The sequence below is a fragment of the Tamaricihabitans halophyticus genome (assembly GCF_004340875.1).
In the GTDB taxonomy this organism is placed as follows: Bacteria; Actinomycetota; Actinomycetes; order Mycobacteriales; family Pseudonocardiaceae; genus Tamaricihabitans; species Tamaricihabitans halophyticus.
Genome location: NZ_SLXQ01000003.1, coordinates 139,387 through 164,865, shown reverse-complemented (window position 1 = coordinate 164,865; position 25,479 = coordinate 139,387). Strand labels below are relative to the sequence as shown.

28 protein-coding genes are annotated in these 25,479 nt (G+C 66.8%); 21 read left to right on the top strand and 7 right to left on the bottom strand.

All coding sequences use genetic code 11. The features are described 5' to 3' along the window. The first annotated feature begins 5 nt into the window (after window positions 1-5). The 11 genes from mftB to mftF are packed head-to-tail and all read left to right on the top strand — an operon-like array spanning window position 6 to window position 11,692. Window positions 6-287: a mycofactocin biosynthesis chaperone MftB gene (gene mftB / locus EV191_RS11155; protein ID WP_132876904.1), complete on the top strand. Its 282-nt coding sequence runs from the start codon at window positions 6-8 to the stop codon at window positions 285-287. After that, window positions 284-1,474, top strand: a complete 1,191-nt coding sequence (gene mftC / locus EV191_RS11150) for a mycofactocin radical SAM maturase (protein ID WP_132876903.1) — start codon at window positions 284-286, stop codon at window positions 1,472-1,474. The genes mftB and mftC overlap by 4 nt, the downstream gene beginning before the upstream one ends. Beyond that, window positions 1,471-3,423, top strand: coding sequence for a mycofactocin system FadH/OYE family oxidoreductase 1 (locus tag EV191_RS11145; RefSeq protein WP_132876902.1), 1,953 nt, complete (start codon window positions 1,471-1,473; stop codon window positions 3,421-3,423). Before mftC ends, EV191_RS11145 begins: the two co-directional genes overlap by 4 nt. Beyond that, window positions 3,420-5,381, top strand: a complete 1,962-nt coding sequence (locus tag EV191_RS11140; RefSeq protein ID WP_132876901.1) for a mycofactocin system FadH/OYE family oxidoreductase 2 — start codon at window positions 3,420-3,422, stop codon at window positions 5,379-5,381. Before EV191_RS11145 ends, EV191_RS11140 begins: the two co-directional genes overlap by 4 nt. Then, the gene (locus tag EV191_RS11135) at window positions 5,378-6,301 is read left to right on the top strand and encodes a mycofactocin-associated electron transfer flavoprotein alpha subunit (RefSeq protein ID WP_132876900.1); all 924 of its coding nucleotides are present in this window, start codon (window positions 5,378-5,380) and stop codon (window positions 6,299-6,301) included. The genes EV191_RS11140 and EV191_RS11135 overlap by 4 nt, the downstream gene beginning before the upstream one ends. Then, entirely contained in the window at window positions 6,294-7,646 is a 1,353-nt protein-coding gene (locus EV191_RS11130; RefSeq protein ID WP_132876899.1) for an FAD-dependent oxidoreductase, read from the top strand. The genes EV191_RS11135 and EV191_RS11130 overlap by 8 nt, the downstream gene beginning before the upstream one ends. Window positions 7,647-7,650: 4 nt before the next feature. Further along, on the top strand, window positions 7,651-7,944 hold the full coding sequence (locus EV191_RS11125) for a ferredoxin family protein (RefSeq protein ID WP_132877137.1): 294 nt from the start codon (window positions 7,651-7,653) through the stop codon (window positions 7,942-7,944). Between the two features lie 4 nt (window positions 7,945-7,948). Further along, window positions 7,949-8,788, top strand: coding sequence for a mycofactocin-associated electron transfer flavoprotein beta subunit (locus tag EV191_RS11120; RefSeq protein WP_132876898.1), 840 nt, complete (start codon window positions 7,949-7,951; stop codon window positions 8,786-8,788). Then, window positions 8,785-9,462: a mycofactocin biosynthesis peptidyl-dipeptidase MftE gene (gene mftE / locus EV191_RS11115; RefSeq protein WP_132876897.1), complete on the top strand. Its 678-nt coding sequence runs from the start codon at window positions 8,785-8,787 to the stop codon at window positions 9,460-9,462. The genes EV191_RS11120 and mftE overlap by 4 nt, the downstream gene beginning before the upstream one ends. Continuing rightward, window positions 9,459-10,244 carry a mycofactocin-coupled SDR family oxidoreductase gene (locus tag EV191_RS11110; RefSeq protein WP_132876896.1) on the top strand — a complete coding sequence of 262 codons (786 nt, stop codon included), beginning with the start codon at window positions 9,459-9,461 and terminating at the stop codon, window positions 10,242-10,244. The genes mftE and EV191_RS11110 overlap by 4 nt, the downstream gene beginning before the upstream one ends. Beyond that, complete coding sequence (mftF, locus tag EV191_RS11105) at window positions 10,241-11,692, top strand: mycofactocin biosynthesis glycosyltransferase MftF (RefSeq protein WP_132876895.1); 1,452 nt, start codon at window positions 10,241-10,243, stop codon at window positions 11,690-11,692. Before EV191_RS11110 ends, mftF begins: the two co-directional genes overlap by 4 nt. Before the next feature lie 11 nt (window positions 11,693-11,703). On the opposite strand, the gene EV191_RS11100 is transcribed toward mftF, so the two are convergent. Further along, window positions 11,704-11,985 carry a YciI family protein gene (locus EV191_RS11100; protein WP_132876894.1) on the bottom strand — a complete coding sequence of 94 codons (282 nt, stop codon included), beginning with the start codon at window positions 11,983-11,985 and terminating at the stop codon, window positions 11,704-11,706. A 71-nt stretch (window positions 11,986-12,056) separates the two neighbouring features. Between EV191_RS11100 and EV191_RS11095 the strand changes: the two genes are divergently transcribed. The 4 genes from EV191_RS11095 to EV191_RS11080 all read left to right on the top strand — a co-directional run bounded on the left by EV191_RS11095 (window position 12,057) and on the right by EV191_RS11080 (window position 14,985). Beyond that, the gene (locus EV191_RS11095) at window positions 12,057-12,683 is read left to right on the top strand and encodes an RNA polymerase sigma factor (protein WP_132876893.1); all 627 of its coding nucleotides are present in this window, start codon (window positions 12,057-12,059) and stop codon (window positions 12,681-12,683) included. A 104-nt stretch (window positions 12,684-12,787) separates the two neighbouring features. Continuing rightward, window positions 12,788-13,945, top strand: coding sequence for an N-acetylglucosamine-6-phosphate deacetylase (gene nagA, locus EV191_RS11090; protein ID WP_132876892.1), 1,158 nt, complete (start codon window positions 12,788-12,790; stop codon window positions 13,943-13,945). A 61-nt stretch (window positions 13,946-14,006) separates the two neighbouring features. Then, a complete protein-coding gene (locus tag EV191_RS11085) occupies window positions 14,007-14,657 on the top strand; it encodes a DedA family protein (protein ID WP_132876891.1) in 651 nt (216 codons plus the stop codon). 22 nt (window positions 14,658-14,679) lie between these two features. After that, the gene (locus EV191_RS11080) at window positions 14,680-14,985 is read left to right on the top strand and encodes a hypothetical protein (RefSeq protein ID WP_132876890.1); all 306 of its coding nucleotides are present in this window, start codon (window positions 14,680-14,682) and stop codon (window positions 14,983-14,985) included. A gap of 31 nt (window positions 14,986-15,016) precedes the next feature. Here the strand turns inward: EV191_RS11080 and EV191_RS11075 are convergent, their stop codons facing one another. The 3 genes from EV191_RS11075 to EV191_RS11065 form a co-directional block, all read right to left on the bottom strand. Further along, the gene (locus EV191_RS11075; protein ID WP_132876889.1) at window positions 15,017-15,616 is read right to left on the bottom strand and encodes a dihydrofolate reductase family protein; all 600 of its coding nucleotides are present in this window, start codon (window positions 15,614-15,616) and stop codon (window positions 15,017-15,019) included. An 85-nt stretch (window positions 15,617-15,701) separates the two neighbouring features. Continuing rightward, window positions 15,702-15,884, bottom strand: coding sequence for a DUF397 domain-containing protein (locus EV191_RS11070; RefSeq protein WP_132876888.1), 183 nt, complete (start codon window positions 15,882-15,884; stop codon window positions 15,702-15,704). A 25-nt stretch (window positions 15,885-15,909) separates the two neighbouring features. Next, window positions 15,910-16,761 carry a helix-turn-helix domain-containing protein gene (locus EV191_RS11065; RefSeq protein ID WP_165912914.1) on the bottom strand — a complete coding sequence of 284 codons (852 nt, stop codon included), beginning with the start codon at window positions 16,759-16,761 and terminating at the stop codon, window positions 15,910-15,912. A 90-nt stretch (window positions 16,762-16,851) separates the two neighbouring features. Between EV191_RS11065 and EV191_RS11060 the strand changes: the two genes are divergently transcribed. Then, window positions 16,852-17,154, top strand: coding sequence for a hypothetical protein (locus tag EV191_RS11060; RefSeq protein ID WP_165912913.1), 303 nt, complete (start codon window positions 16,852-16,854; stop codon window positions 17,152-17,154). On the opposite strand, the gene EV191_RS11055 is transcribed toward EV191_RS11060, so the two are convergent. Next, on the bottom strand, window positions 17,151-18,884 hold the full coding sequence (locus EV191_RS11055) for an outer membrane protein assembly factor BamB family protein (protein ID WP_165912912.1): 1,734 nt from the start codon (window positions 18,882-18,884) through the stop codon (window positions 17,151-17,153). The genes EV191_RS11060 and EV191_RS11055 overlap by 4 nt on opposite strands. Window positions 18,885-19,005: 121 nt before the next feature. Here EV191_RS11055 and EV191_RS11050 point away from each other — a divergent pair, with 121 nt between their 5' ends. The 3 genes from EV191_RS11050 (at window position 19,006) to EV191_RS30825 (ending at window position 20,721) form a co-directional block, all read left to right on the top strand. Continuing rightward, window positions 19,006-19,827 carry a class I SAM-dependent methyltransferase gene (locus tag EV191_RS11050; protein WP_132876884.1) on the top strand — a complete coding sequence of 274 codons (822 nt, stop codon included), beginning with the start codon at window positions 19,006-19,008 and terminating at the stop codon, window positions 19,825-19,827. Between the two features lie 71 nt (window positions 19,828-19,898). Then, window positions 19,899-20,543: a class I SAM-dependent methyltransferase gene (locus EV191_RS11045; protein ID WP_243658886.1), complete on the top strand. Its 645-nt coding sequence runs from the start codon at window positions 19,899-19,901 to the stop codon at window positions 20,541-20,543. A 46-nt stretch (window positions 20,544-20,589) separates the two neighbouring features. Beyond that, the gene (locus EV191_RS30825; RefSeq protein ID WP_279388420.1) at window positions 20,590-20,721 is read left to right on the top strand and encodes a hypothetical protein; all 132 of its coding nucleotides are present in this window, start codon (window positions 20,590-20,592) and stop codon (window positions 20,719-20,721) included. A 60-nt stretch (window positions 20,722-20,781) separates the two neighbouring features. Here EV191_RS30825 and EV191_RS11040 read toward each other — a convergent pair whose 3' ends face one another. Continuing rightward, complete coding sequence (locus EV191_RS11040) at window positions 20,782-22,182, bottom strand: FAD-binding oxidoreductase (RefSeq protein ID WP_132876883.1); 1,401 nt, start codon at window positions 22,180-22,182, stop codon at window positions 20,782-20,784. Next, the gene (locus EV191_RS11035; protein WP_132876882.1) at window positions 22,179-23,726 is read right to left on the bottom strand and encodes an MFS transporter; all 1,548 of its coding nucleotides are present in this window, start codon (window positions 23,724-23,726) and stop codon (window positions 22,179-22,181) included. Before EV191_RS11035 ends, EV191_RS11040 begins: the two co-directional genes overlap by 4 nt. Window positions 23,727-23,796: 70 nt before the next feature. Here EV191_RS11035 and EV191_RS11030 point away from each other — a divergent pair, with 70 nt between their 5' ends. Both EV191_RS11030 and EV191_RS11025 read left to right on the top strand, forming a co-directional pair. After that, a complete protein-coding gene (locus EV191_RS11030) occupies window positions 23,797-24,351 on the top strand; it encodes a TetR/AcrR family transcriptional regulator (RefSeq protein ID WP_132876881.1) in 555 nt (184 codons plus the stop codon). Continuing rightward, window positions 24,348-25,310: an alpha/beta hydrolase gene (locus tag EV191_RS11025; protein WP_132876880.1), complete on the top strand. Its 963-nt coding sequence runs from the start codon at window positions 24,348-24,350 to the stop codon at window positions 25,308-25,310. Before EV191_RS11030 ends, EV191_RS11025 begins: the two co-directional genes overlap by 4 nt. The last annotated feature ends 169 nt before the right edge of the window (window positions 25,311-25,479 follow it).

Sequence of the window (25,479 nt, the reverse complement as noted above, 5' to 3'; positions counted from 1 at the left end):
CTCCGATGCCCGCCACTGGCACCGATCTCCACCTCGATCGGCCATATCAACTCAACCCGAGTGTGGCGCTACGCCCCGAGCCGTTCGGCGCGCTCGCCTACCATTTCGGCAACCGGAGGCTGTCTTTCCTGAAGGCCCCGGAGCTGGTCACCTTCGTCCGGGAGCTCGGTTCCCACCCCAGCCTCGGCGCGGCGCTGGCCGGCCTGCCGGAGCGGACCCGCGCGAACTATCTGCGCGCGCTCAACTCACTCGCAGCCACCGACATGATCGTGGAGCAGGATCCATGACCACCGCAACCGTGCCGTCGCTGGTCGAGCAGTTCAAGTACGGGCTCGACGCGCCGATCTGCCTGACCTGGGAATGGACCTATGCCTGCAATCTCGCTTGCACGCATTGCCTTTCCTCATCGGGAAAACGCGATCCAAACGAGCTGTCCACAGTAGAGATGAAGCGAATCATCGACGAGCTGGAACGCATGCAGGTGTTCTATGTCAACGTGGGCGGCGGCGAACCCACGGTACGCGCGGACTTCTGGGAACTGCTCGAGTACGCCATCGCGCACCGGGTTGGCGTGAAGTTCTCCACCAACGGCGTGCGGATCACCCAAGAGCGTGCCAGGCAGCTCGCGGCAACCGACTATGTGGACGTACAGGTTTCCCTTGACGGGGCCACGCCCGAAGTCAATGACGCGATCCGCGGGCCGGGTTCCTACGAGATGGCAATGCGCGCGTTGGCCAATCTTGCCGAAGCCGGATTCCGGGACGCCAAGATCTCCGTGGTGCTGACCAGGCAGAACATCGGCCAGCTCGACGAGTTCAAACGCATCGCGGACTCGTTCGGCGCGCAGTTGCGGATCACCAGGCTCCGCCCGTCCGGCCGTGGCGCGGACGTCTGGGACGAGCTGCATCCGACCGTCGAGCAGCAGCGCGTGCTCTACCAATGGTTGCTCGCGCACGGCGAGGGAGTACTCACCGGCGACTCGTTCTTCCATCTCAATGCGATGGGCACGGAAACCCTGCCCGGACTGAACCTCTGCGGAGCGGGACGCGTGGTGTGTCTGATTGATCCGGTCGGTGATGTCTACGCCTGCCCGTTCACCATCCATGACCTGTTCAAGGCGGGAAACGTCCGCACAGCTGGATTCGCGAAGGTGTGGCGGGAATCAGAGCTGTTCCAGGAGCTGCGCCAACCACAGACCGGTGGGGTGTGCACCGCCTGCCCTGCCTATGACAGTTGCCAGGGTGGCTGCATGGCGGCGAAGTTCTTCACCGGCCTGCCACTGGACGGCCCCGATCCGGAGTGTGTCAAGGGCCACGGCGAGCACGGACTGTCCACTAGGGATTCGACGGCGCTGCCGAGGCCGAGCCAGGACCACTCGCGGACCGGTAAGCGTAAACCCGTCTCGCTCGGCTTGCCATCGATGCGCATGCCGGACCGAGCCTGCGACGAGAGCCCCCTCGCGGACCTGCGGTGAACTCCCTTGTCGAGCCCTGCACTATCGGCGACCGGAGCGCGCCGAGCAGGGTACTGTTCGGTCCACACGAGACGAACCTCGGGCGTGGCCGGGCGTTCTCCGGCCGGCATACCGCTTACTACCTGCGACGCGCCGCAGGTGGCTGTGGCGTTATCGTCACCGAGACGGCCAGCGTGCACGCATCCGACTGGCCCTACGAGCGAGCGCCGCTCGCCGCCGGATGTGGCCCTGGTTGGGCGGAGATCGCGCAGGCGGTCCATGAGCACGGCAGCCTGGCGATCGCCGGCCTCGGCCACACCGGCTCGCAGGGATCATCGGCATACTCCCAGTCCGCGCTCTGGGCACCGTCCAGAGTGCCCGATGTGGCGAGCCGCGAGCTGCCGATGGAGCTCACTGGCACCGAGATCACCGCGCTGATCGGCGGTTTCGGTTCGGCAGCCGCGATCGCCGTCGAGGCGGGCATGGACGGGGTGGAACTGAACGCGGGACAGCACAGCTTGCTGCGGCAGTTCGGCTCCGGTCTCACCAACCTGCGCGGCGACGAATGGGGGACGGACAAACTCAAGCTGCTCCGCGAGGTGATCGGCGCGGTACGCCACCGGCTCGGTGATCGACTGCTCGGGCTCCGGTTCTGCGGTGACGAGCTGGCCCCGTGGGCCGGGATAACCCCGGAACACGCGGTCGATCAGGTGCGCGAGCTCGCTGACTCGATCGATTATCTCGTTGTGGTGCGCGGCTCGGCGATGGCCGGTTCGGCCACCCGGCCGGATCTGCACACCGAACCGGGCTTCAATATCGAGCTGTGCCGCCAACTGCGTGCGGCGGTCGGCAACACCGTTCCAGTCGTACTACAGGGCAGTGTGGTCGATCCCGGTCAGGCGCAATGGGCCCTGGATGACGGTGTGGCCGATCTGGTCGAGATGACCCGCGCGCAGCTCGCCGATCCGGACCTGGTGCGCAAAACCCGCGCCGGGATCCAGCCACGGCCGTGCGGGTTGAGCAACGCGAAATGCCTGGTACGGGATAACCGCAACCCGATCATCAGCTGTGCGGTGGAACCGCGCACCGGCTACGAGACCGTCGACCCAGAGCCTGTCGTGCCGGCGCAAGCGACTGAGGCGCTGGTGGTTGGCGGCGGGCCGGCCGGGCTGGAGGCCGCGCGGGTACTCGCAACGGCCGGGCACCGCGTCCGGTTGGTTGAGCGTACCGGCCAGCTTGGCGGGGCACTACGACTCGCCGCCCTGGTCGGCGGGCGCGCTCGACTTGCCGGCTTCGCCGACTGGCTGGTTGATCGGGTCACCGAACTGGGCGTCGAGATCCACACCGGAACTGAAGCAACATTGTCTGATGTGGACAATGCTGAGCTGGTGTTGCTGGCAACCGGCAGCTCACCTGGACGTAGGGAGTTCACCGCGCTCGCGGATGCGGTCGTGCTCGACGACGCCGAGTTCTATACCCGGATACTGGCCGGGTATGAACCACGGGAGCTGCTGCCGTCCGGGTCGATCCTGGTGCATGATCCGGTTGGCGGTCCAGTCGGCGTCGGCACCGCCGAGTTGCTGGCCAGCCACGGGCTACCCACCGCGATCGTCACCCCGGATCAGGTGGTTGGCACCCAGCTGGCGATCACCGGGGATCTGGCGGAGGCAAACGCCCGGCTACAGCGAGCCGGCGTGGTCCTGCACAAGGGCACCCTGCTTCGCGAGGTGTCCCCGGATCGAGCCGTCCTGGAGAACCGGTTTACTGGAGCAACACGGGAGATCGACTGCGCGGCCGTACTGCACTGTGGACACCGGCTGCCCGAGGAAACCCTCGCCGGCGAGCGCCCGGAGCTGCCGAAGGCAGGCGACTGCGTCGCGCCACGTACCGTGCACGAGGCGGTACTCGAGGGCAGGCGTGCCGCGCTTGCCCTCATGACATCGCACCAGCTGCCGGTGAGCACGGTATGACGGGCGGCCGGTACCGGTACCTGTTCAGCCCGCTCCGGCTGGGCCCACTGACCCTGCGCAACCGCGTGGTGTTCGCCGCGCATCTGACGAACTACGCAGAAGACGGTTTGCCGAGCGAGCAGCACGCGGCCTACTACGCGGCACGCGCGGCCGGCGGCGCCGGGCTGATCATCACCGAGGAACACTCCACCCATCCGACCGACTGGCCGTACGAGAAACTGATCCATGGCTTCAATCCCTCGGTTGTGCCCGGCTACCGCCGGATCACCGAGGCGGTACACGCGCATGATGTGCCGATCCTCGCGCAGCTCAACCACAACGGCGGTCAGGCGTCCAGTATGTACTCGCGGTTGCCGGTATGGGCGCCGAGCGCGGTGGCCGACCCGCTCTTCCGCGAGGTACCGAAAGCCGTGACCAGCGACGAGATCGCGGAGATCGTGCGCGGCTACGCGACCGTCGCGGAACACTGTATCTCCGGCGGATTCGACGGCGTGGAACTCCAGTGCTCACATTCCTCGATCGTGCGCGGTTTCCTGTCCCCCGCGACGAACATCCGCACCGACGCCTACGGCGGATCGCTCGCCAACCGGGCACGAATCCTGCTGGAGATCGTCGGGGCGGTACGCGAGGCGATCGGCCCGCGCGCCGCGCTCGGTGTCCGGATCTGCGGGGATGAGCTGATCGAGCACGGCACCACCATCGACGAGGCCGTCGAGGTTGCCAAGCTGGTGGAACGAACCGGCAAGGTGGATTATCTGAACACCTCGATCGGCGTGGCGACCGCGACGCTGTTCATGATCGAAGCATCCATGCATATCCCGCCCGGCTACGCGATGTTCATCCCGAGCACCATCCGGGAGAACGTGCGGCTACCGGTCGTTGGGGTCGGCCGGTTCAAGGATCCGGTGCAGGCCGAGCGGGCACTCGCGGATGGCCAGTGCGATCTGATTGGCGTGGTGCGCGGCCAGATCGCGGACCCGGATTTCGCCGCCAAAGCACGCGCCGGGCACGCCACGGATATCCGCACCTGCCTTTCCTGTAACCAGGAGTGCGTTGGCCGGATGGGGCTGAACCGCTGGCTTGGTTGTATCGAGAATCCGCGAACCGGCAAGGAAAGCAGCCTGCCACTGCCAGTACCCACGCAACGACCGAAACGGGTACTGGTAATCGGTGGTGGCCCGGCGGGGTTGCAGGCCGCGTCCACCGCCGCGCAGTCCGGGCAGCTGGTGACACTGGTCGAACGCGCGGAGCGGACCGGCGGGCAGGTCGCGCTGGCCGCCAGCGTGCCAAGCAGGGCGGAATTCCTTGACATCACACGCAATCTGCTCGCCGAATGTCAGCGCTACGGCGTGCGGATCCGTACCGGGGTGGTTGGCGATCTCGACCTGGTACGCGCGGAAAAACCGGATGCGGTGGTACTTGCCACCGGGGCAATCGCGGACCGTCCGTGGTGGGCGGGCGATATTCCGAAAGTGGTGGATATCCGAGATGTACTCACCGGTGCGGCGAGTCCACAGGGGACCGTGGTGCTCGTGGATGACCTCGGCTTTCACCAGGCAACTTCGGTTGCCGAACTGCTCGCGGACCGGGGGTGCACGGTTCGGGTGATCACCTCCGGAATGGTTGTTGGCCAGGATCTCGGGATAACCCTGGATATGGAAACCTGGCAGATCCGCGCGGATGCGAAGGAGATCGCGCAGGACACCGACCTGGTTGTGCTCGGCGCGGAATCCGCTGGTGAGCAGGTAGTGCTACAGATCCTGCGGCACACCACGGGAGAAGCGACCGAGCTGGCCGCGGACTGGGTGGTCTGCGCGACGCACCCGCGCCCGTGCGATGAGCTGGTCGCTGAACTAGCTACATTGGACGTACCGGTACACCGGATTGGCGACTGCCTGACCCCGCGCAGGGCGCATGCCGCGGTGGTCGAGGGGCATCGAGCGGGGGTGGCGGTATGATCGCGGTCATCCCGGTCCGGGACGCAACCGCGCCACTCGGCGCCAACGAGACGGTGGCCGAGGCCGCCGGGCATGCGGTGCTGATCGGTTCTGGCACGGCGCAAGCCGCCGACGAACTCAGCGCCCTGCGTGACTGCCGGCTGATCGAAGCGGGCGCTTTCGCCCCGGCTGGCTGGGCGACCGGCCTGGCCGATCTACTCCGGGACCAGGTGGTGGTGCTACCGGCCGCACCCGATGGACGCGATCTGGCTCCCCGGCTGGCCGATGAGCTCGATGTGCCGCTGCTCGCCGGAGCGATCGAAGTCACCGAGGAGGGCGCGGCGCTCGCCCGCTGGGGATCCCGGGTAATCGACGATCTCGCCGTCACCGGGCCGTTTGTCGCGACACTGCTGCCGGGAACCCGTACCGCGAGCCCAGCGCCCGATGCTCCGCGGCTCACCGAACTTGCCTGGTCCCCTGTGGATTCGGCCGATCCTACGGTCGTCGCGGTGCTGCCGCCTGATCCGCGGACCGCTGACCTTGCCGAGGCACCACGGATTCTTGGCGCCGGCGCCGGACTCACCACGGGCACCGCGCCGGCCGGAGCCGAGGCGGTGGCCATGCTACAGGCCGTCGGCGAGATGCTTGGCGCCTCGGTCGGCGCCACCAGGGTGGTCACCGATGCCGGTTTCGCGGACTACGCACGGCAGATCGGCACCACCGGTGTGGTTATCCACCCGGATCTCTACATCGCCTTCGGGATTTCCGGTGCGGCGCAACATATCGGCGGGATTGCCGGGACACGCCATCTGGTCAGCGTGAACACGGATCCGAGCTGCCCGATGACCACCATGGCCGATCTCGGCATTGTCACCGATGCGGCAGCACTGCTCGCCGAGCTTGCCGATCGGCTCGGCGTGAAGGGGACGACGGATGACTAGTCCAATGTCGAGCCCGGTGCGGGTGGCCGAGGGAGAACGTGGCGTGGCGAGCTTCGACGCGGTGATCGTCGGCGCTGGGCCGGCCGGTTCGGCCGCGGCTATCGAGCTCGCCAGGGCCGGCCGCCGGGTAGCGCTGCTGGAGCGTGGCAGCTTTCCCGGCGCGAAGAACGTTTACGGCGGCGTGGTTTACGGCCGGGTGCTCGATGAGTTGATCCCGAACTGGTGGACCGAAGCCCCGATCCAGCGCTGGGTCACCCGCAGGCAGACCATGCTGCTCACGCCCGGCCAGGCACTCACCGTGGACTTTCGCACCGAAAACTGGGGAAAGCCACCATATAATGGAGCCACCACCCATCGCGCGGACTTCGACGCGTGGCTGGCCGGTAAAGCCGAAGAGGCAGGCGCGAAACTACTCACCTCGACACTGGTCACCGCGTTGCGCACGGATCCGGGCGGCCGGATCGTCGGGGTGCGAACGGACCGCCCGGACGGTGACCTGGATGCCGGGGTGGTGATCGCCGCGGACGGGGTCAACTCGTTTCTGGCCAAACAGGCTGGGCTCTACGCCGAGGACCAGCTGGCAAACAGCACGCTCGGCGTGAAGGAAACCCTCGCGCTACCAAGGGAAACCATCGAGGAACGGTTCGGCGTCCGCGGCACCGACGGGGTGGACATCGAGATGATCGGCGCCACCAAGGGAATTCCCGGCGGTGGTTTCCTGTACACCAATCTGGACTCGCTGAGCATCGGCGTCGTCGTCGACTTGACCGAGCTGGGTAAAGCCAAGGTGCGCCCGGAAGAACTGATCGCTGAGCTGAAGCGGCATCCATCGATCGCGCCGCTGGTGCGTGGCGGCGAGATCGTCGAATACGCCGCGCATCTGATCCCCGAGGGCGGATACCACAGCATGCCCACGCTGACCGGAAACGGACTGTTGATCGCTGGGGACGCTGCCGCCATGTGCCTGGCCGCGGGAATCTGGCTGGAGGGGGTGAACTTCGCGATCGGCTCCGGGATGTATGCGGGCAGGGCCGCTGCCGCCGCGCTCGCCGCCGGGGACACCTCGACGCGTGGCCTTGCCGGTTACCGTGAGCGGTTGGCCAGCTCCTTCGTCCTTGCCGATCACCACAAGTTGCGTGGCGCGCCGGGCCTGCTGATGTCCGAGCGAGTACAGCGGAAGTACCCGGCGATGCTCTGCGATCTGGTTGAGGGCGTATTCCAGGTGACAAACCCGCAACCAAAACCCGGATTCCGGAAACTACTGCTGCGCAGCGCGAAACGGCATGGTGTCCGGTTGCGCGACCTGGCCAGGGATGCGATCAGCGGCATACGTTCGTACGGATGAGGTGATGATGCGCTACGACGAGATCTCCTTCGAAGACCGGATGTCCACGGTGAACTTCCGGGTTGGCGAGCGCGCGCATATCGAAGTGGACACCGAGATCTGCCGTTCCTGTACGACAAGGGAATGCGTTACCGCCTGTCCGGCGAACCTGTTCGTACCCACCAACGACGGCGGCATCCTGTTCAACTACGAGCAGTGTTTCGAATGCGGCAGCTGCTATCTGTTGTGCAACAAGGCGGGCGCGATCAGCTGGAGCTACCCGGACGGCGGCACGGGCGTCGCCTTCCGGAAGGGGTGACGCGATGGGCAAGGCATTAGTCGTGGTGGCACTGCGCCAGGTGGACCCGTTCGCCACCGTGGACCCGCTGACCGGCACCGTGTACGCGCAGCCCCGTGGCGGCCTGAGCACGGCGGACGAATGCGCACTGGAACACGCCCTACGGATGGCCGAATCCCTTGACGCGCGCTGCCTTGCCTGCACGGTTGGTCCGCAGGAGGCGGACGAGGTACTGCGCACCGCACTTGCCGCCGGCGCGACCGAAGCGCTGCGGGTTGCTGGCGAGCCGGCCTCGGAAGGGCATACCGCGCGGCTACTCACCGAGGCCATCCGCGCCCGGTATGCCGATCCCGCGTTACTGCTCTGCGGTGACTACTCGATGGATCGGGGCACCGGTGCCACCCCTGCGTTGCTCGCCGCTCGGTTCGGTGCCAGCCAGGCACTCGGCCTGGTGGAGCTGACCAGCCACAACGGTGGACTGCGGGCCGAACGCAGGCTGGACTGCGGCCGCAGGGAACGGCTCGCGATCGAACTGCCCGCCGTGTGCTCAGTGGAACCGAGCACCGTGCGGCTACGGCGGGCCTCGCTCCCCGGTCTACTTGCCGCGCGGGAGGCGGAGATCCCGGTCGCCAGCCCTGCTGAGTCCTTTGTGGACACTCGTATCCGGCGCCGGGCACGAACCGCCTACCGGCCGCGCACCCGAGCGATAGCCGCGCCAGCTGGCGCGGCGCCCGGGCAGCGAGTGCGAGCGTTAACCGGTGCACTGACGGAACACGAACCACCCAGGCTGGTCTTCCCGGCGAACGCCGCCGCGGCGGCCAGCGAACTACTCGACTACCTCGAGCAACGCGGCTACCTGCCATGAAGCTGGCCAACACACCCTGGCCCGCGGTGGACCCAGGGCACACGCTGCTGGTTCCGGTGGGCTCCTGCGAGCAGCACGGGCCGCATCTACCGCTGGACACCGACACGCGGATCGCCAACGCCGTTGCGCACGGCACCGGGATCCCGGTGGCACCGGCGATCCCCTATGGCTCGTCCGGGGAACACGAAGCGTTTCCCGGTACGGTGTCGATCGGAACCGAGGCGCTGCGCACTGTCCTGGTGGAGTACGGCCGGTCAGCTTCCCGCTGGGCAAGCAGGTTGGTGTTCGTCAACGGGCACGGCGGTAACGCCAGTGCACTGGTCGCTGCCGTACGGCTGCTGCGCGCGGAAGGTAGGGAGCTCGCCTGGTTCGCCTGCACGAGCTCGGCCAATGTAGACGCGCATGCCGGCCGCACGGAGACGGCGCTGCTCCGGCACATCGCGCCGGAGCAGGTGGTCATGAGTCGGGCGGAACCTGGTAACCGGACCCCGATCGCCGAGCTGCTACCGCAACTGCGCGCAGGGCGGCTGCGGGAGCTTAGTCCAAACGGGATACTTGGCGATCCGGCTGGGGCGACTGCGGCCGAGGGCGCCGAACTGCTCGCCCAGCTGGTCGATGGGCTACGCGCCGCGGTGACGCGGTGGGAACTCGACGAGCACGGGAGGTTGCGGTGACCGAGCAAACCGGCAACGTGGCGCTGGTGACCGGTGCGGCGCGCGGTATCGGGCGGGCAACCGTGGCCCGGCTGGCCAGTGCCGGCTGGCGGGTGGTTGCGCTGGACCGGTGCGCGGACGATCCGAACGTGTCCTACCCACTGGCCAGCAGGGCCGAACTGACCGCACTTGCCGAGGCTTGGCCGGGTGTGGTGCTGGATGTGGCCGCGGATGTGCGGGACACCGAGGCGCTCCGGGACGCCGTTGCGCTCGCCGAGCGCGAGTTCGGTGGAGTAACCGCGGCGATCGCCGCCGCTTCGGTGATCGCCGGTGGCACGCCGGTGTGGGAAACCAGCGACGGCGATTGGGACGCGCTACTGGATATCGGCGTGCGCGGGGTGGCGAACCTGGCACGTGCCACGGTGCCCGGCATGCTCGACGCGGGATATGGCCGGTTCATCGCACTGGCTTCCGCCGCCGCGCATCGCGGACTGTGGCACCTCGGTGCGTACAGCGCGGCGAAACACGCCGTGGTCGGGCTGATCAAGGGGCTGGCGGCGGATCTACGTGGCAGTGGGGTGTGCGCCGTCGCGGTATCCCCTGGTTCCACCGATACGCCCATGCTCGCGGCCACCGCGCGACTCTACGACCTGCCGTCGGTGACCGAGTTCGCCCAGCACCAGCTGATCGAGCGGATTCTCGACCCCGAGGAGATCGCCGCGGTCCTGCATTGGCTGTGCGGCGCGGAATCGGCCGCACTCACCGGCAGTGTGGTGCACGCCGACGGTGGGTTCACCGGATGACCCGCCCTGCCCATCTCACGCCGCCGCCCGGGTTGCCGGGGCCACCGGATGCGCGGCTGCCGCTCGGTTTCGCGGTACGGCTGGACGAACGGGTACGCCGGCTGGCCGAGGACACCGTGCTCGGCGGTTCCCCGCCGAGGGTGTTGCGGCTGCACGCCACCGCTCGCGCGCTGTTCACCGGGGACCGGCTGGTGGTTCGGGACCGGCGCGGCGCCGCGCTTGCCCGCCGGCTGCTGGACGCCGGACTGGCGCATCCGTTACCGTCCGAGTCGCTGGAACGTCCGGTATCAGTGGTCATCCCGGTTCGCGACCGGCCGACCGAACTGCGCCGGCTGCTTGCCGCGCTGCAACTGCCGGCGGCCGCGGAGTTGATCGTGGTAGACGACGGTTCAACGGAGCCGGCCGCGATCGCCGCGGCCGCGCACGGCGCGCTGCTGCTCCGGCATCCGCACAGCAGGGGACCGGCCGCGGCACGCAACACCGGCCTTGCCGCCGCCAAGCACGAGTTCGTCGCCTTCCTCGACTCCGACGTGGTGCCCGAGCCCGGCTGGTTGGGCCCGCTGCTGGCGCAGTTCGACGATCCCTCGGTCGCGCTCGCCGCACCCCGGATCGTCGCGCTGCCGGCCACCCCTGGTGCGCTCGCCGAGTACGAACGGCTGCGGTCCTCATTGGATCTCGGCGCGCGGCCGGCGCTGATCGTGCCGCGTAGCCCGGTTTCCTATGTGCCGAGTGCGGCCATGGTGGTCCGAGCCGCTGCGGTGGCTGACGGGTTCGCGGAACAGTTGCGGGTGGCCGAGGACGTGGATCTGGTCTGCCGGCTGCACGCCGCCGGCTGGCGGCTGCGCTACGAGCCGGCCGCGCGGGTGGCCCATGAGCATCGCACCGAGTTCGGGCCATGGTTGGCGCGGAAGGCTTTCTACGGGACGGGCGCGGCGGCACTCGCGCTCCGCCATCCACAGACCGTGCCACCCGTCAACATGCCGGAATGGGCGGCACTTGCCTGTGTACTACTGGGCACGCAGCGGCGGTGGGGCGCGCTCGGCGCGGCAGCGCTACTCGGCGGGAACGTGCTACGAACGGCGCGCTCGTTACGGTCCATGCCGGCGCCAATGGCCCTGTCGTTGCGGCTGAACGCGCAGTTGACGAATGGCGCACTCGCCCAGGCCGCGCACGCGCTGACCAGGCACTGGTGGCCGCTTGCCGTGCTCGGCTCGCTGGTGTCTCGCCGGCTACGCCGGCTGCTGCTGTTCGCCGCGGTTGCCGAAGGCATCGTCGATTGGCTGACGCATCGCGATGGTGCCACCGGCACCGACCCGCTGCGCTACCTGCTGTTGCACCGGCTGGACGACCTCGGCTACGGCTACGGCCTGTGGCTGGGCGCGCTGCGCGCCCGAACCAGCGCCCCGCTGCGACCCCGACTGGTGACAGCCCGTAATCGCGTTCTTTGAGGTTAGCGAGCTCAGCTGGCCGGTACCCAGGAGCCGAGCAGCGGACGGTAGCCGCGCACGGTGCGCTCGGCGATCACGCCCTCGGTGTAGTACGGATCCGCGTTCAGCCGCTCGTAGAGCTCCTGCTCCTGCTCGGCCTGGATCAGCAGGATCCCGCCAGTGTCATCGGCGAGCGGGCCGGCCATCGCCACCACGCCCTGTTCGGCCAGTTCGGCTAGGTAAGCGCGGTGCTTCGGGCGCACCTCGGCCAGCTTCTCCGGCACGTACCGAATCTCCACCAGGTACCAGGCCATCCGTCCTCCAAGTCCGACCGCACACGTTGCACTGGGCAGCCTAGCCGGGCGGCAGACCCGATAGGGTTGCCATGCGTGACCGTGGCCATAGCGGTCAGCCGACGAGACAGCGGGAGATTCCGGTGAAGCCCGAGCGGCAGGCAGAACGCAGCGTCGAGATGACGCTTGGCCAGCTGCGCAAACTGGATGCGCCAGCCGCGCCCAGCCAACCAACCCCGCTGACCCTCGAGGACCTGTACCGCGCGCACCGGATGCGGCTGATCCGGCTGGCGATCTTGCTTGTGGACGAGCAGGCCACCGCCGAGGACGTGGTGCAGGAAGCTTTCGCTGGCCTGTACCGGAACTGGGGCAAGCTGCGCGATGGTGCCGCCGCGGTTGGCTACCTGCGCACCGCGGTGGTGAACGGCTCACGCAGCGTGTTGCGCCGCCGTAAAACGGCCCGCGAGTACAACCCGCCGCACCAGGTGAACGCGCGCTCGGCGGAGAGCCTGGCGATGTTGTCCGCGGAGCACCAGGCAGTGGTCGGCGCGCTCGGGCAGCTCCCGCCCCGGCAGCGCGAGGTGCTGGTGCTGCGCTACTACGGCGGCCTCACCGAAGCCGAGATTGCCGAGGCCACGGGCATCTCGAAGGGCACCGTGAAATCGACGGCCAGCCGGGCACTGGAAGCACTCCAGCAGATCCTGAACGCCTCGCGCTGAGCGCGACACACGGCGCCCGCGTCACATCCGGATGCCTTCGCTGGTTTAGACCAATACGCTGAACGGGGTAAGCACCGGCACGCGACAACGTGGAGCGGATCTCGATGGGCACATTCGTCCTCACGGGCGGGAAAGTCGTCACCGACTCCGGGGTTCTGGATCCTGGTTGGCTGGCCGTGACCGACGGCGTGATCAGCGAGGTCGGGGCGGGCGAGCCCGCGGACGCTGGAGCCGATGTGCCGGTGATTCCGGTGTCCGGGTGGCTGGTTCCTGGTTTCGTGGATATCCACTGTCACGGCGGCGGGGGCGCGGCCTTCTGGCATGCCGACCAGGAAACCGTGGCCACCGGGGTGCGCACCCATCGCGCGCACGGCACCACCACGATGCTGGCCAGCCTGGTCTCTCGACCGGTCGATGAGCTGGCCAAGCAAACCGCGGCGCTTGCCGAGCTCACCCAGGACGGGCTGATCGCCGGAGTACATCTGGAGGGACCGTTCATCTCCTCGGCCCGTTGTGGCGCACATGACCCAGCGGTGCTCGCGCCGCCGGCACGTGCGGATGTCGAAACCCTGCTTGATGCCGGGCGCGGCACGGTCCGGATGGTCACCTTGGCGCCCGAGCTGGATGGCGCATTGGCGGCGATTCGCCAGCTCGCGGAGCACCGGGTACTCGCCGCGGTCGGGCATACCGATGCCACGCACGATCAGGTGCGCGCCGCGATCGAGGCCGGGGCAACCGTGGCTACGCACCTGTTCAACGGGATGCGGCCGCTGCATCACCGGGAGCCCGGCCCTATTGGCGCATTGATTCAGGACGAGCGGGTCACCGTGGAACTGATCTGCGATCTGGTGCACCTGCACCCGGAAATCGTGCGGATGATGGCGACACATGCCGGGCCACAGCGCACGGTGCTGATCACCGACGCGATTGCCGCCGCTGGCGCGGGCGATGGTGACTACGACATCGGCGGGTTGGCGGTCACCGTGCGAGAAGGCGTACCCACGCTTGCTGGTGCGGATGGCACAGCGGGCGCGATCGCGGGCAGCACCCTGACCATGGATCGCGCCTTCCGGCATTTTGTCCAGGACGTCGGGATGGGGATGACCGAGGCGGTGGCCGCGACCGCGACGCAACCAGCTCGGCTACTCGGGCTCGACCAGCGAGTGGGCGCGCTACGCGTTGGCCTGGCCGCCGACCTGGTGGTGCTGGACGATCAGTTGCAGGTTTCCCGCGTACTGCACAACGGATCCTGGATCCAGTAACCGCAAGATTCCTAAAGAACGCGGTTTCCGAAACTGAATTCGGGCGGAGTACTGTTGCCGTGTGGCGAATCCGACCGCGAACCTCGCATTACTCCCAAGTTGGCTTGACCCGGAATACCTGTTGTCCGGACTTGGCCCGACGGTGATCACCATACTTTGCGTGATCCTGTTTGCGGAGAGCAGCATTTTCCCGGTACTTCCCGGTGATTCCCTGCTGTTCACCGCGGGCCTGTTCATCGCGAACGGCAGTCTCGATGTACCACTGTGGTTGACCTGCGTGCTGGCTACGCTGGCCGCGATCATCGGTAACGTGCTTGGTTACGGCATAGGCTGGAAAATCGGCCCGAAGCTGTTCAACCGGCCGGATTCGCGATTCTTCAAACAGGAATACGTGGACAAGACGCATGCCTTCCTGGAAAAGCATGGACCAAAGGCGGTGATTTTGGCTCGGTTCGTCCCGTTTGTGCGCACATTTATCACCTGGATTGCCGGAATTGGCCGGATGTCGCCCCGAAAGTACCTTACGTACACAATTCTCGGCGGAATTCTGTGGGCCACCGGGTTGATCATCCTTGGCGCCTTGCTTGGGGATATCCCGTTCATCAAGAACAACGTCGAAGCGATCTTCATGCTGATCGTGGTGATATCCGTGCTGCCGATCGTCGTGGAGTACGCCCGGAACCGGCGGCAGCCGGCGAGCCCGCCGGACTGAGTCGGCGCGATACGCTGGGCAGATGGGTAGGGCCGAGCGCGATCCGGAGCGACTGCTTTCCGAGGCGCTGCGCGCACAGGCGAACCAGACACATGAGCCACCGGCACAACGCGCCTCCTACGGCCTGCTTTCCGGCGCGGACGCGAACACCATCGCGGAGGTGCGCGCCGAGGTCGGGGTTCCCGAACCGGTGGCACCGACCAGAGCGGTACCGACGCCCGAGCGAACGGCACCTCGGCGCGCGAGTGGCGGCGGCTGGCTGCTACTTGGCGCGCTGCTGCTCGGCCTAGCCGCCGGCGCCGCCGTCGCACTCGCCACGCTCCTCTAGTAGAACCGCAAGATTCCTAAGGATTGCGGTTTTACTGCTTGACTCGGTAACGCAGGTGAGTGACGCCAGTGCCGTGGACCACGGTTACCGGACCATCGAACTGCACCGGTGTCGCACTGAGCTCACCGAACAGCGTCTTCCCTGCGCCAAGTACGACCGGCACCAACTCGACACCAACCTCGTCGAGTAGCCCTACCTCCAGGCACTGCCGGGCCATCTGCCCGCCGTTGACTACCACGTCCTTGTTCCCGGCGAGCTGCTTTGCCTTGGCCACCGCCGCCTCGATGCCCTCGGTGACGAAGACGAAGTTTTCATCGTCCGCCGGCCGGCCGTCGGGGCGCCGATGGGTGAGCACAACCGTGGTCACGTTCATCGGGTGGCGTCCACCCCAGGCCTTCGTCATGTCGTAGAGATACCGGCCGACGACCAACGCGCCGGTGTTCGCCCACTCTGGTTTGATCAGCTCCGCGCTAGCCGCCGAGATCTGCGGCGCCGGTACGTCGGGACTCGCCGAGGGGAGCTCAACGTCGCCGTTGCCGTACCACTGAAACAGCAGGTCAAAGCCGCTTTCTTCCGGGCCAGCGATGTAACCGTCGAGCGACATGGTTGCGCCGGTGATGACCTTGCTCATTCGCGTTGTCTCCTTAGCTGTCGGGGATACACCAGTACGTCGTACGACGACCGCGGATTTCGACAAGCAAGGTTCCGCAAGATTGCTAAAGAATGCGGTTGGTGAAGGAGCGCCAGCTGGACGGGGCGATGAGCAGGTGCGGGCCACGCGGGTTCTTCGAATCACGCACAGCGACTGCGCCCGGCGCCAGGGCGACCTCGACGCAGTTGGCTTGGCCGCCGTCTCCGCTAAAGGAGCTCTTCCGCCACGGAGCACCTAGAAAGTCCATAGTGGACAACGCACCTCGCCTCGACTCACGTACTACCTTCAGCGGCGATCCGTTCGATCAGTTCAACCGACTCATCGACGGGCAGCGCCAGCGCATCCAACCGATCGAACCTCAGTGTACAAGCGCGAACCTCGTCCGCTTTTTCCAAGAACACCGATCCAGCGGCGTGCTCGACGTAGGCGATATCGGGGTCCTGCAGACTGGGGAAACTGAGCACGGTGAACGCGCTCATCATGCCGGCATGCTGGCCAACCGCCGTCGGAACGACGCGGAGCGTGACATTCGGCAGCTCGGCCCGCGCAACCAACCAATGCAGTTGGGTACGCATGACCTGGGGGCCGCCGACGGGACGCCGCAGCGCTCCTTCGTCAACGAACGCAGTCAGGTCGAGCGCATCGGCGTCGGATACCAGCCGCCGCTGCCGGATCAGTCGGACATCGACCTCGTTCTCGAACCGAACCTTGGTAAACCGTGCGGGCGAGTCCCGAAGGACAGCACGTACGTAGTCCTCGGTTTGGAGCAGGCCGGGGATGTAGGCCAACCCGAAGTCGCGTACCGAGCTGGCCGCTTCCTCCAGCGCGACATAACCCATCGCGGACAGGCCGTAGGCCTGCCACCAGCCCTTCTTTCGTGCCTCCCTGCCCAGGTCCAGATACCAGGTCCAGTCACTGGCAGGCACCCCGTAGACGTCCAGCATCGCCTTGAGTACCACCGGTTCGGGCGCGGTCTGCCCGCTTTCCATTCGACTCAACCGCGCGGGCGAGAAATCCAGCCGGGTACAGGCCTCGCTCGGACTAATTCGCGCGCTCTCCCGCAGCTCACGCAGCACCTTGCCAAGTCTGCGCCGCCAGAACGGCGGCGAGTCATGTTCACCCACGGTTACCTCCCGGAACGCGGCGTACCCATCATCCCCGCGAAATACCGCAACGGAATTCCGCCGCGCCGTTCCGTCCGGACCCTTCCGGCAATGCCGACCTGGAACTACTGGCACCGCCTCGAGTACCGCCGCGTGCTGCGCAAGGGCCATTACCTGCACGAGTACACCGAAGTCGTGGAGGATCAGGGCTGGGTCCTGCAACGCCGTGGTATGTCCAAAGAGGAGTACTTCACCTACTACACGCAGGCCTGCGCGCGGGATTTCCTCGGTCGCGTCCGTGCCACCCCGGGCACCTGGATTGTCGCCGTCTACCACACCGGCGAGACATCGGATGGCCCACGCACGCTGCGCGGCTCCATCCGGATGCGCTGGCAGCCACTCAATCCCGGTTAGCTCTTGCGCAAGTTGCTGACGATCTTGCGCAAAGCTTGCTCACGAGTTTTGGTGGAGAAACCACTGTCCAGCGCGTCCATCCCGACCGAAACAATCGCCGGGCCAACTTGCAGCCAGACCTGGTCCGGTTCGTCGGTGGTCAGCTCGCGGTCCGCGCCGACAGTCGATTTACCGGCACCGTCCATGTGGTCGAACAGCTGCCTGGCCTGCTTGGCGTCGCCGGACATCCACCAGACCTGTAGTTCAACGCTGCGCAGTTCACTGATACTGCGGCACTGGACGGCTGGAATCGTCACATCGCCAATGTCCACCGACCCGCCCGGTTCCGTGCTGACGTCCTCGCCACGCACCACCCCGGCAAGCGCCGCGCACGGGTCCGGCCAATCGCTGGGCTGCACGCCGCCGAGCGCGGTCGGCTCCGTGGCGTCCGCGACCGAGTAGGCACGGATCGTCGGCGGCTTGTTCGACTCGGTTTCCGGATCGACCGGTTGTTCCGCCAGGTAGAGCCGGTCACCGGCGACGCCGAACCAGCTTTGCTGCACCTGGCCCAGGTCGCCGGTTGGTTGCACACCGGTACGGGGTAGATGCGCGAACTTCGCCTGATCTTTCGCGGTATCCGTAACACTGAGCATCATCGGCAGCGCCTGACCGCCCGAGGCAGTATCGCCCAGTTCATAGAGGCTATCGCCAACCGTCACCGACTCCTCGGACAGCGACCTGCCTGGCCAATTGGACACCTCGCGCACGTCACCGCTACGCGGATCTATCCGAACCAGCCCCGGCTCGACCTCACCCTCGCCGCGGTAGCTGAGCAGCACATCCTCGCCAGCCTCGCGAAGCTCGCAGCTACAACTCGTGCCATCAGGGCCGGTAAAGATCTCGCTGCCGTCCGGCCCGAGCAACACCGGCGGGCCATCCTCGCGCACGTCGTCCAGCAAGGTCACCCCACCGCGCATGACTGCCCCGCTCGCACTGAACCGGGGTATCGGTCGATGCCATCGGATCTCCCCCGACTCGGCATCGATCCCGGCGAGAATCTGGTCCGGCACCTTGCAACTCAGTTCAGCGAGCAGCAATTTGCCACCCGACGAGTCACCGTTGCCGGTCGACGGCTTGCCAACGGCGCATTCGTCCGTAACGTCGCCCTGCTCGATCCGCCAGCGGACGTCCCCGGTACGCGCATCGATGCCGGCCCGGGCCAGCGGTCCATCTTGGACAAGCACGGTACCGGCGGCGGCATCCCCTGGCTCCGGCGGCGACGACGAGCTACCGCCCCGCCCATCCGACATCACCTGCCACTCCTCGGCCGCATCCCAGAGCGGTTCGCCGGTACGCGCGTCCAAACCGGTCATTTGCCGGTCGTGGATCTGGTCGCCTTCCTCGCGGTAGCTGCCATACACGATCGCGTCGTCGGTGGTAGCCCAGGACCACAGTTGCCTGCCCGGTTCGCGGTAGTGCCAGGTTGGCTTGCCGGTCCGGGCATCGTAGGCGCGCAGCCCGGTCTTGCTTGCCACCACCAGATGCCCGGCGATCAGCTGGAATCCGGCCCGCTCGGTTCCGGTCTCCGGCTCGATCTGCCAGTCCTGCTGATAACTGCCAGCCACCGGCCCGCGATCCGGCAGTGGCTTTGGCGCCGGCGCGGTGCCGGACTCGAAGTCCGCTCCCCCACATGCGCTGGCGAGCAGGCCAAGGCAACACAGGATGGCTACGATCAGACCGGTCTTTCGCATACCCAGCATTCTGGCGAACCATGCTTTCGTCGCGCTTACATTACGAAACGGACATTTAGTTTCCGCAGGTAATAAACCTTAGTCGGTTCCCGCAACCGATCGAAAAGCGTACGTTTCAGATGTGCAGACCGAAAAGATAACGTTTACCGAAGAGAAGGAAACGCTGCTGGGCACCCTGTACGGCCGAGCCATGGACAGTAAGCGAACCGAACCCATCCTTGGCGATTCCGCTGCCATGGCCACCGTCGAGCGCATCGACTACGACTTCAGCAAGATGCGGGTCAGTACGATGGTCGCTTCGGGGGTTGCCCTGCGCGCGAAACTACTGGATCGCTGGACCGCCGAGTTCCTTGCCGACCATCCAGATGCGACCGTGCTGCATCTTGCCTGCGGGCTGGACACCCGCGTGCAGCGGATCGATCCCGGCGAACGAGTGCGCTGGTTCGATGTGGACCAGACAGAAGTCATTGACCTGCGCGGCAAGCTCTTCCCGGCACGCCCTCGGTACACGATGCTGGCCACCTCGGTCACCGAGGACGACTGGCTGGAACAGTTACCGAACGACCGGCCCACCCTCGTCGTCGCCGAGGGACTGACCATGTACCTCACCGAGCACGAAGGCATGCGCCTGCTGAACCGGATCGCCGAACACTTCCACACCGGACAGGTACTGCTCGATATCTGTGGCCCAGACACGATTCGCACGCAGGGCCATATGCACTTGCTACGCGCCACCGGAGCGCGGATGCGCTGGGGAGTCGGTAATCCGTTCGAGCTCACCGGGGCCCATCCGAAGCTCGCCATCCGCTCGGTGATCCCTACGCTGAATCAACTGGTGGCAAACGACGCCCACCTGCCGAGGACGCGCAGGGTCGCGCTGAAAGCGGCGTCGACTCTCCGGCGGATGCGCAACCAGCACCGGGCAGTCCGCCTGAACTTCTAGCCAGCAAGAGTCAATCCGTCCTGACATTTCCTTAACTTCACAACTTTATGAAGTCGCTGTAGATTTCGGTCATGCAGACCGAGAAAGTGCAGTTCACCAGGGAGCGGGAGACGCTGCTCGCCACGCTGTACGGCAGGGCACTGGACAGTAAGAACCCACGCCCGATTCTGGGCGACGACGCCGCCGCTGCCGCGGTCGAACGCATCGACTACGACTTCAGCAAGATGCGGATCAACGAGCGCAGCGCCTTGGGCGTCGCGCTGCGCGCCAAGTTGCTCGACCGGTGGACTGCCGAGTTCCTGGACAGCCACCCGAACGCAACCGTGCTGCACTTGGCCTGCGGGCTGGACACCCGCGCGCAGCGGCTCAACCCGGGACCCGGAGTGCGCTGGTTCGATGTGGACTATCCGGATGTCATCGAACTACGCGGCAAGCTGTTCCCCGAGCGGGACAACTACACGACGCTGGGCACCTCGGTCACCGCGGACGACTGGCTGGAGCAACTGCCGAACGACCGGCCAACTCTCGTCGTCGCCGAGGGACTGACCATGTACCTCACCGAACCCGAAGGCATGCGCCTGCTGAGCCGGGTCGCCGAACACTTCCCCAGCGGGCAGCTGATCTTCGATATGTACAGCCGGGGTGCCATTCGGATGCAGAAGCTGGTGCCGGCGGTGCGTAACTCGGGGTTCGACACTGCACTGGGGAGCCGATGACCCACTCGCCCTGACCGCAGCACACGAAAAGCTGGGACTACGCGGCGTGCTGCTCGCCCTGAGCAAAGAAGCCGCCGACTACGCGCAGCTCCCAAAGGCACACCAAACCGCACTCAAGGTCGCCTCGCTCATACCCGGCCTGCGCACCTGCCACCGGCTGATCCGCCTGCGCTTCTGACACTCCCGGTAATCGCAAGATCCGTGGAGAATGCGGTCACCAGGCGAGCGCAAGTGAGCGCTAGCTGAACATCGAGCCGGGGTTGAACAGGTTGTCCGGGTCCAGCGCGGCCTTGATCTGCTGATGCACCCGTAGCCCGATCGGACCGATCTCCTTGGCCAGCCATTCGCGCTTGATCTTGCCGACGCCGTGCTCGCCGGTGATCGTGCCGCCAAGGCGCATCCCCGCATCGAGAATATCGTCGAAGGCCCGCTGCGCCCGCGCGAACTCCTCGGCCGAGGACCCGTCGTACACGATCGTCGGGTGCATATTGCCGTCTCCGGCATGGCCGACCACCGCGATCCGCAGCCCCACCTCCGCGCTGATCCGCTCGCATTCATGGATCAGCTCGGCAATCCGCGTCCGCGGCACGCACACATCGTCGGTCAGCCACACGCCGTACAGCTCGAGCGCGGTCAGCACCACCCGCCGCGCCTGCAGCAACATATTGCCCTCGGCGATGTCATCGGTCACGAAGGTCATATCCGCGCCGGCGTCCTGGCACACCTGCTCGATCGCGGTCAGCTCCCGCTGCGCCACCTCGCCACCGGAGTCCGACTGGCAGAGCAGCAGCGCGCGGCAATCCGAACCGGCACCGAGCTCGGTCTTCAGGTAAGCCTCGGCCGCCTTGATCGAGGTCGCGTCCATGATCTCCATCAACGAGGGCACGATCCCCTCGCGCACCACCTTGGCAACCGCTTCACCCGCTGCCTCGGTATCACTGAACCCGGCGACCAGCGTCCCCGGCGCCTGCGGCAGCGGCCGCAACGCCACGGTCGCCTCGGTGATCACCCCGAGCGTGCCCTCACTGCCGATGAACAGCTTCGCCAGGTCGTAGCCGGCCACGCCCTTCACCGTGCGACGCCCGGTGCGCAGCACCTCCCCATCTGCGAGCACCACTTCGAGGCCGAGCACGGAATCGGTGGTCACGCCGTACTTCACGCAACACAGCCCGCCGGCGTTGGTGGCGAGGTTGCCGCCGATCGTGCACCAGTCGTAGCTCGACGGATCCGGCGGATAGAACAGCCCGTGCTTTTCCACCGCGCCGCGAAAGTCCAGGTTCACCACGCCCGGTTGCACCACCGCGAGCCGGTTGTCCGGATCGACGTCCACGATCTCGTTCATCCTGGTCAGCACCAGCATCACGCAACCGTCCAGCGCATTGGCCGCACCAGAGAGCCCGCTGCCCGCGCCACGCGGCACGACCGGCACCCGCGCCGCCGCACACGCCCGCACCACCGCCTGCACCTGCGCGGTGTTCGACGGCAGGGCCACCGCCAGCGGGGTCCCTGCCGGCGCGAGCGGCATCATGTCGCGGGCGTAACTGGCCGTCACATCCGCATCGGTCAGTACGGCGTCCTTACCCAGCTCGGCCCGCAGTCGTTCCACCAACGCGGGCCGGTCCAGCAGCGCAGCGGTCATGCCTCCACCGTAGTTCGATCGGGGGTAGTTGAGTCACCCCCTACCCCGCCGGCACCCGTCTGCTTCTTCTTGCGGAGCAAGACCATCGCCTGGATACCCGTGTACGCGAGGATCGCGGCCCCGACCAGCGCGGTCAGCTGCACGCTGTGCACGAACGCGCCACTCGCCGAGGCGTGCAGTGCCGCACCTGCCGGCCCGGAAACCCCGTCGGCGACCGCAACCGCGCCGCCAAGCGTCTCCCGCGCGGCATCGCTCGCCGAGGCGGACAGCCCGTCGAGTGCGCCAAGATCAGCCCGGTAGAGCATCGAGGACAGGCTGCCGAGTAGCGCCACGCCGAGCGCGCCGCCCAGCTCGAAACCGGTCTCCGAGATCGCCGAGGCGGCACCGGCCCGTGCCGGCGGCGCGGTCGCGATGATCATGTCGTTGGTCAGCGTCTCGGAAAGCGCAACGCCGAATCCGACGACCGCGAAGCCGACGACCACGTAGGCAAGCCCGGAATCCACGCCGAGCTGGGTGATCGCCAGAAAACCAGCGGCGGCAACCAGCAGACCGATACCGACCAGCGCCGGCACGCTGAACCGCTGAGCGAGCCTGGCGGCGAGCAGTGCGCCAAGCACGGCCGCGAGCGCCTGCGGCAGGATCCACAGCGCGGCGGTCATCGGGGATAGCCCAAGCACCAGCTGTAGATACTGCGGCAGCAGGAACAGCAGCCCGATCATCGCGAACACGCCAAGCATGTTGGTCAGCACCGAAACGCTGAACCGCCGCTCCCGGAACAGGTTCAGGTCCAGCATCGGCTGCTCGAGCGACCACTGCCGGCGTACGAAAGCCGCGCCGAACGCGAGGCCGAGCACGATACTGAGCGCCGGAAGCAGCGAAACCGCCTGCTGCTCGGCCATCTTCTTCACGCCGTAGATCACCGGCAACAAGGTGGCGAGCGAGAGTACCGCGGAAAGTGGGTCGAACTTGCCTGGCTTCGGATCGCGCGATTCCGGCACGGCAACCAGCGCGATCAGCAACACGGCCATCACCGGCACGTTGATCAGGAATACCGAGCCCCACCAGAAGTGCTCGAGCAACCAACCGCCGACCACCGGGCCGAGCGCCATACCGCCGGAAAACGCCGCGCTCCAGATCCCGATCGCCAGCCGGCGCTGCGCCCGGTCGGTGAAGATGTTCCGGATCAGCGACAGCGTGGACGGCATCAGCGTCGCGCCGCCGAGGCCGAGCAACGCCCTCGCCACGATCAGCATCTCGGCGCTGGTCGAGTACGCGGCGAGCGCCGAAGCGATACCGAAGGCGAGCGCGCCGAGGTACAGCAGCCGCCGCCGGCCGATCCGATCGCCAACGGTGCCCATCAACACGAGCAGCCCGGCGAGCACGAACGAATAAATGTCCACAATCCACAACTGCTGCGCACTGCTCGGCGCCAGATCCTCCGCGAGGAACGGCAGCGCGAAGCCAAGCACCGTCATATCGATGCTGATCAGCAGTACGGGCAGGACAAGAACGCCGAGCGCGAACCAGTCGCGACGGGTAGCCACGGTTTCCCTCCAATAAACCGTCCGGACGGTACAGCTTGAAGGTAGACCGTCTGGACGGTATAGTCAAGCCATGTCCGAGACGACTCCCCGCGCAACCGCGCGCGAGCAGATCCTGAACGCCTACGAGGAGATGCTGGTTGAGTCCGGGCCGACCGCGGTCACCCTGGAAGCCGTCGCGAAACGAGCAGGGGTGTCCAAGGGCGGACTGCTCTACCACTTCGGCTCGAAGGACGCCTTACTTCAGGGTTTACTCGACCGGCTTTCCGAGGTGAACGAGCGCGATCTGGCCAATGCGCGCAGCAGCCCGGATGGCGTGCTGCGTTACTACCTGCGCACTTCGTTCTCGGATGTCACCCAGGAAGTCCAGCTGCACCGCAGCGTGCTCGCGGCAATCCAGATGCTGGCCCACGACAGCAGGGCAGCGGAGGCGTTGCGCAACCAGTTCGAGTCCTGGCGGGAGCTGCTTCGCGAACATATCGCGGATCCACTCACCGCCGAGCTGGTCGCGATGGTCGGCGACGGGATCTACCTGAACGCCGTACTCGGCGTACCAACCACCGTTATCCAGGACAATGTCGACGAGGTGCTCAGCCGGCTCGACGTGCTGGAGGAAGAGCGGACGTGACGGAGCTGGTTTCGCCGCGGACCTCGCCGGTTCCGGAACGGCCGAGTGCGCCCAGTATGCGGCTGGCGAAGTTCTTCGGCCGCAATATCCGTCCGCTCGCCGAGCTGTGGCAACCACGCGGGGCCCAGTTGTTCGCGCTCCGGCAATGCGCCGATGCCGCCGGTTTCATCCGGCTCCCACGTAGCGCCCAGGTTTGGCCAGCCCAGGCTCGATCAGCGGAGTATGGAAGAGTGCGCGGGCACTGGTTGCGCACGGACGGTGCCGATCCGGCCAACGGCGTACTGCTGCATCTGCACGGCGGTGGCTTCGTCTTCGGCTCGCCACGTTCGCACCGGGCGCTGGCCTTCCAGCTGTCCAAGGCGAGTGGCATGCCGGTGTTCCTGCCGGACTATCGCAGGGCACCGGAGCATCCGTATCCAGCCGCGCCCGATGATTGTCTTGCCGCGTACCGGATGTTGCTCGATCGCGGTGTTCCCGCCGAGCGCATTCGGGTGGTCGGCGACTCGGCTGGCGGGCAGCTCGCCGCCGGCTTGATCGCGGACCTTGCTCGGGTGGGGCTGCCGATGCCGAACGCGCTCGCGCTCTACTCCCCGATGCTCGACCTGACCTGCGCGGAGCTGGACGAGCTCGACCGGCTCATCCGTGATCCGTTCATCCCGCCGGTGGCCTGCCGGCGGGTGTGCGCCGCCTATCTGCGTTCGGTCGACAGCACCGATCCCCGGCTGGACGTGCTCGCCGCGCCGAAGGCCGGGTGGCCGCGCACGCTCATCCAGGCAGGCGGCGCGGAGTGCCTACGCGGGGACGCCGCACGGATGGCGGATTCGTTGCGTGCGGCCGGGATTTCCGTGGAGTTGCAGGTGTGGCCCGGGCAGATCCATGTGTTCCAGACCTGGGCGAACCTGCCGGAAGCGCGCAGCGCGAACCGGTACACCGGTGACTTCCTGTCCGCGACTGTGTAACGCCGAGCACAGCCGAACCGATAACTTAGTGCGACCGCTGCACCAATTCGTGCGACATTCGGGACGAAGTTCGCAGATCAGGGCGTCACTAATACGTGTCGCAGACAGTTAGCTACGGTACGCAATACCCCACGCCTCGCGTTGATACTTTTTTAACTACGCAATGTCG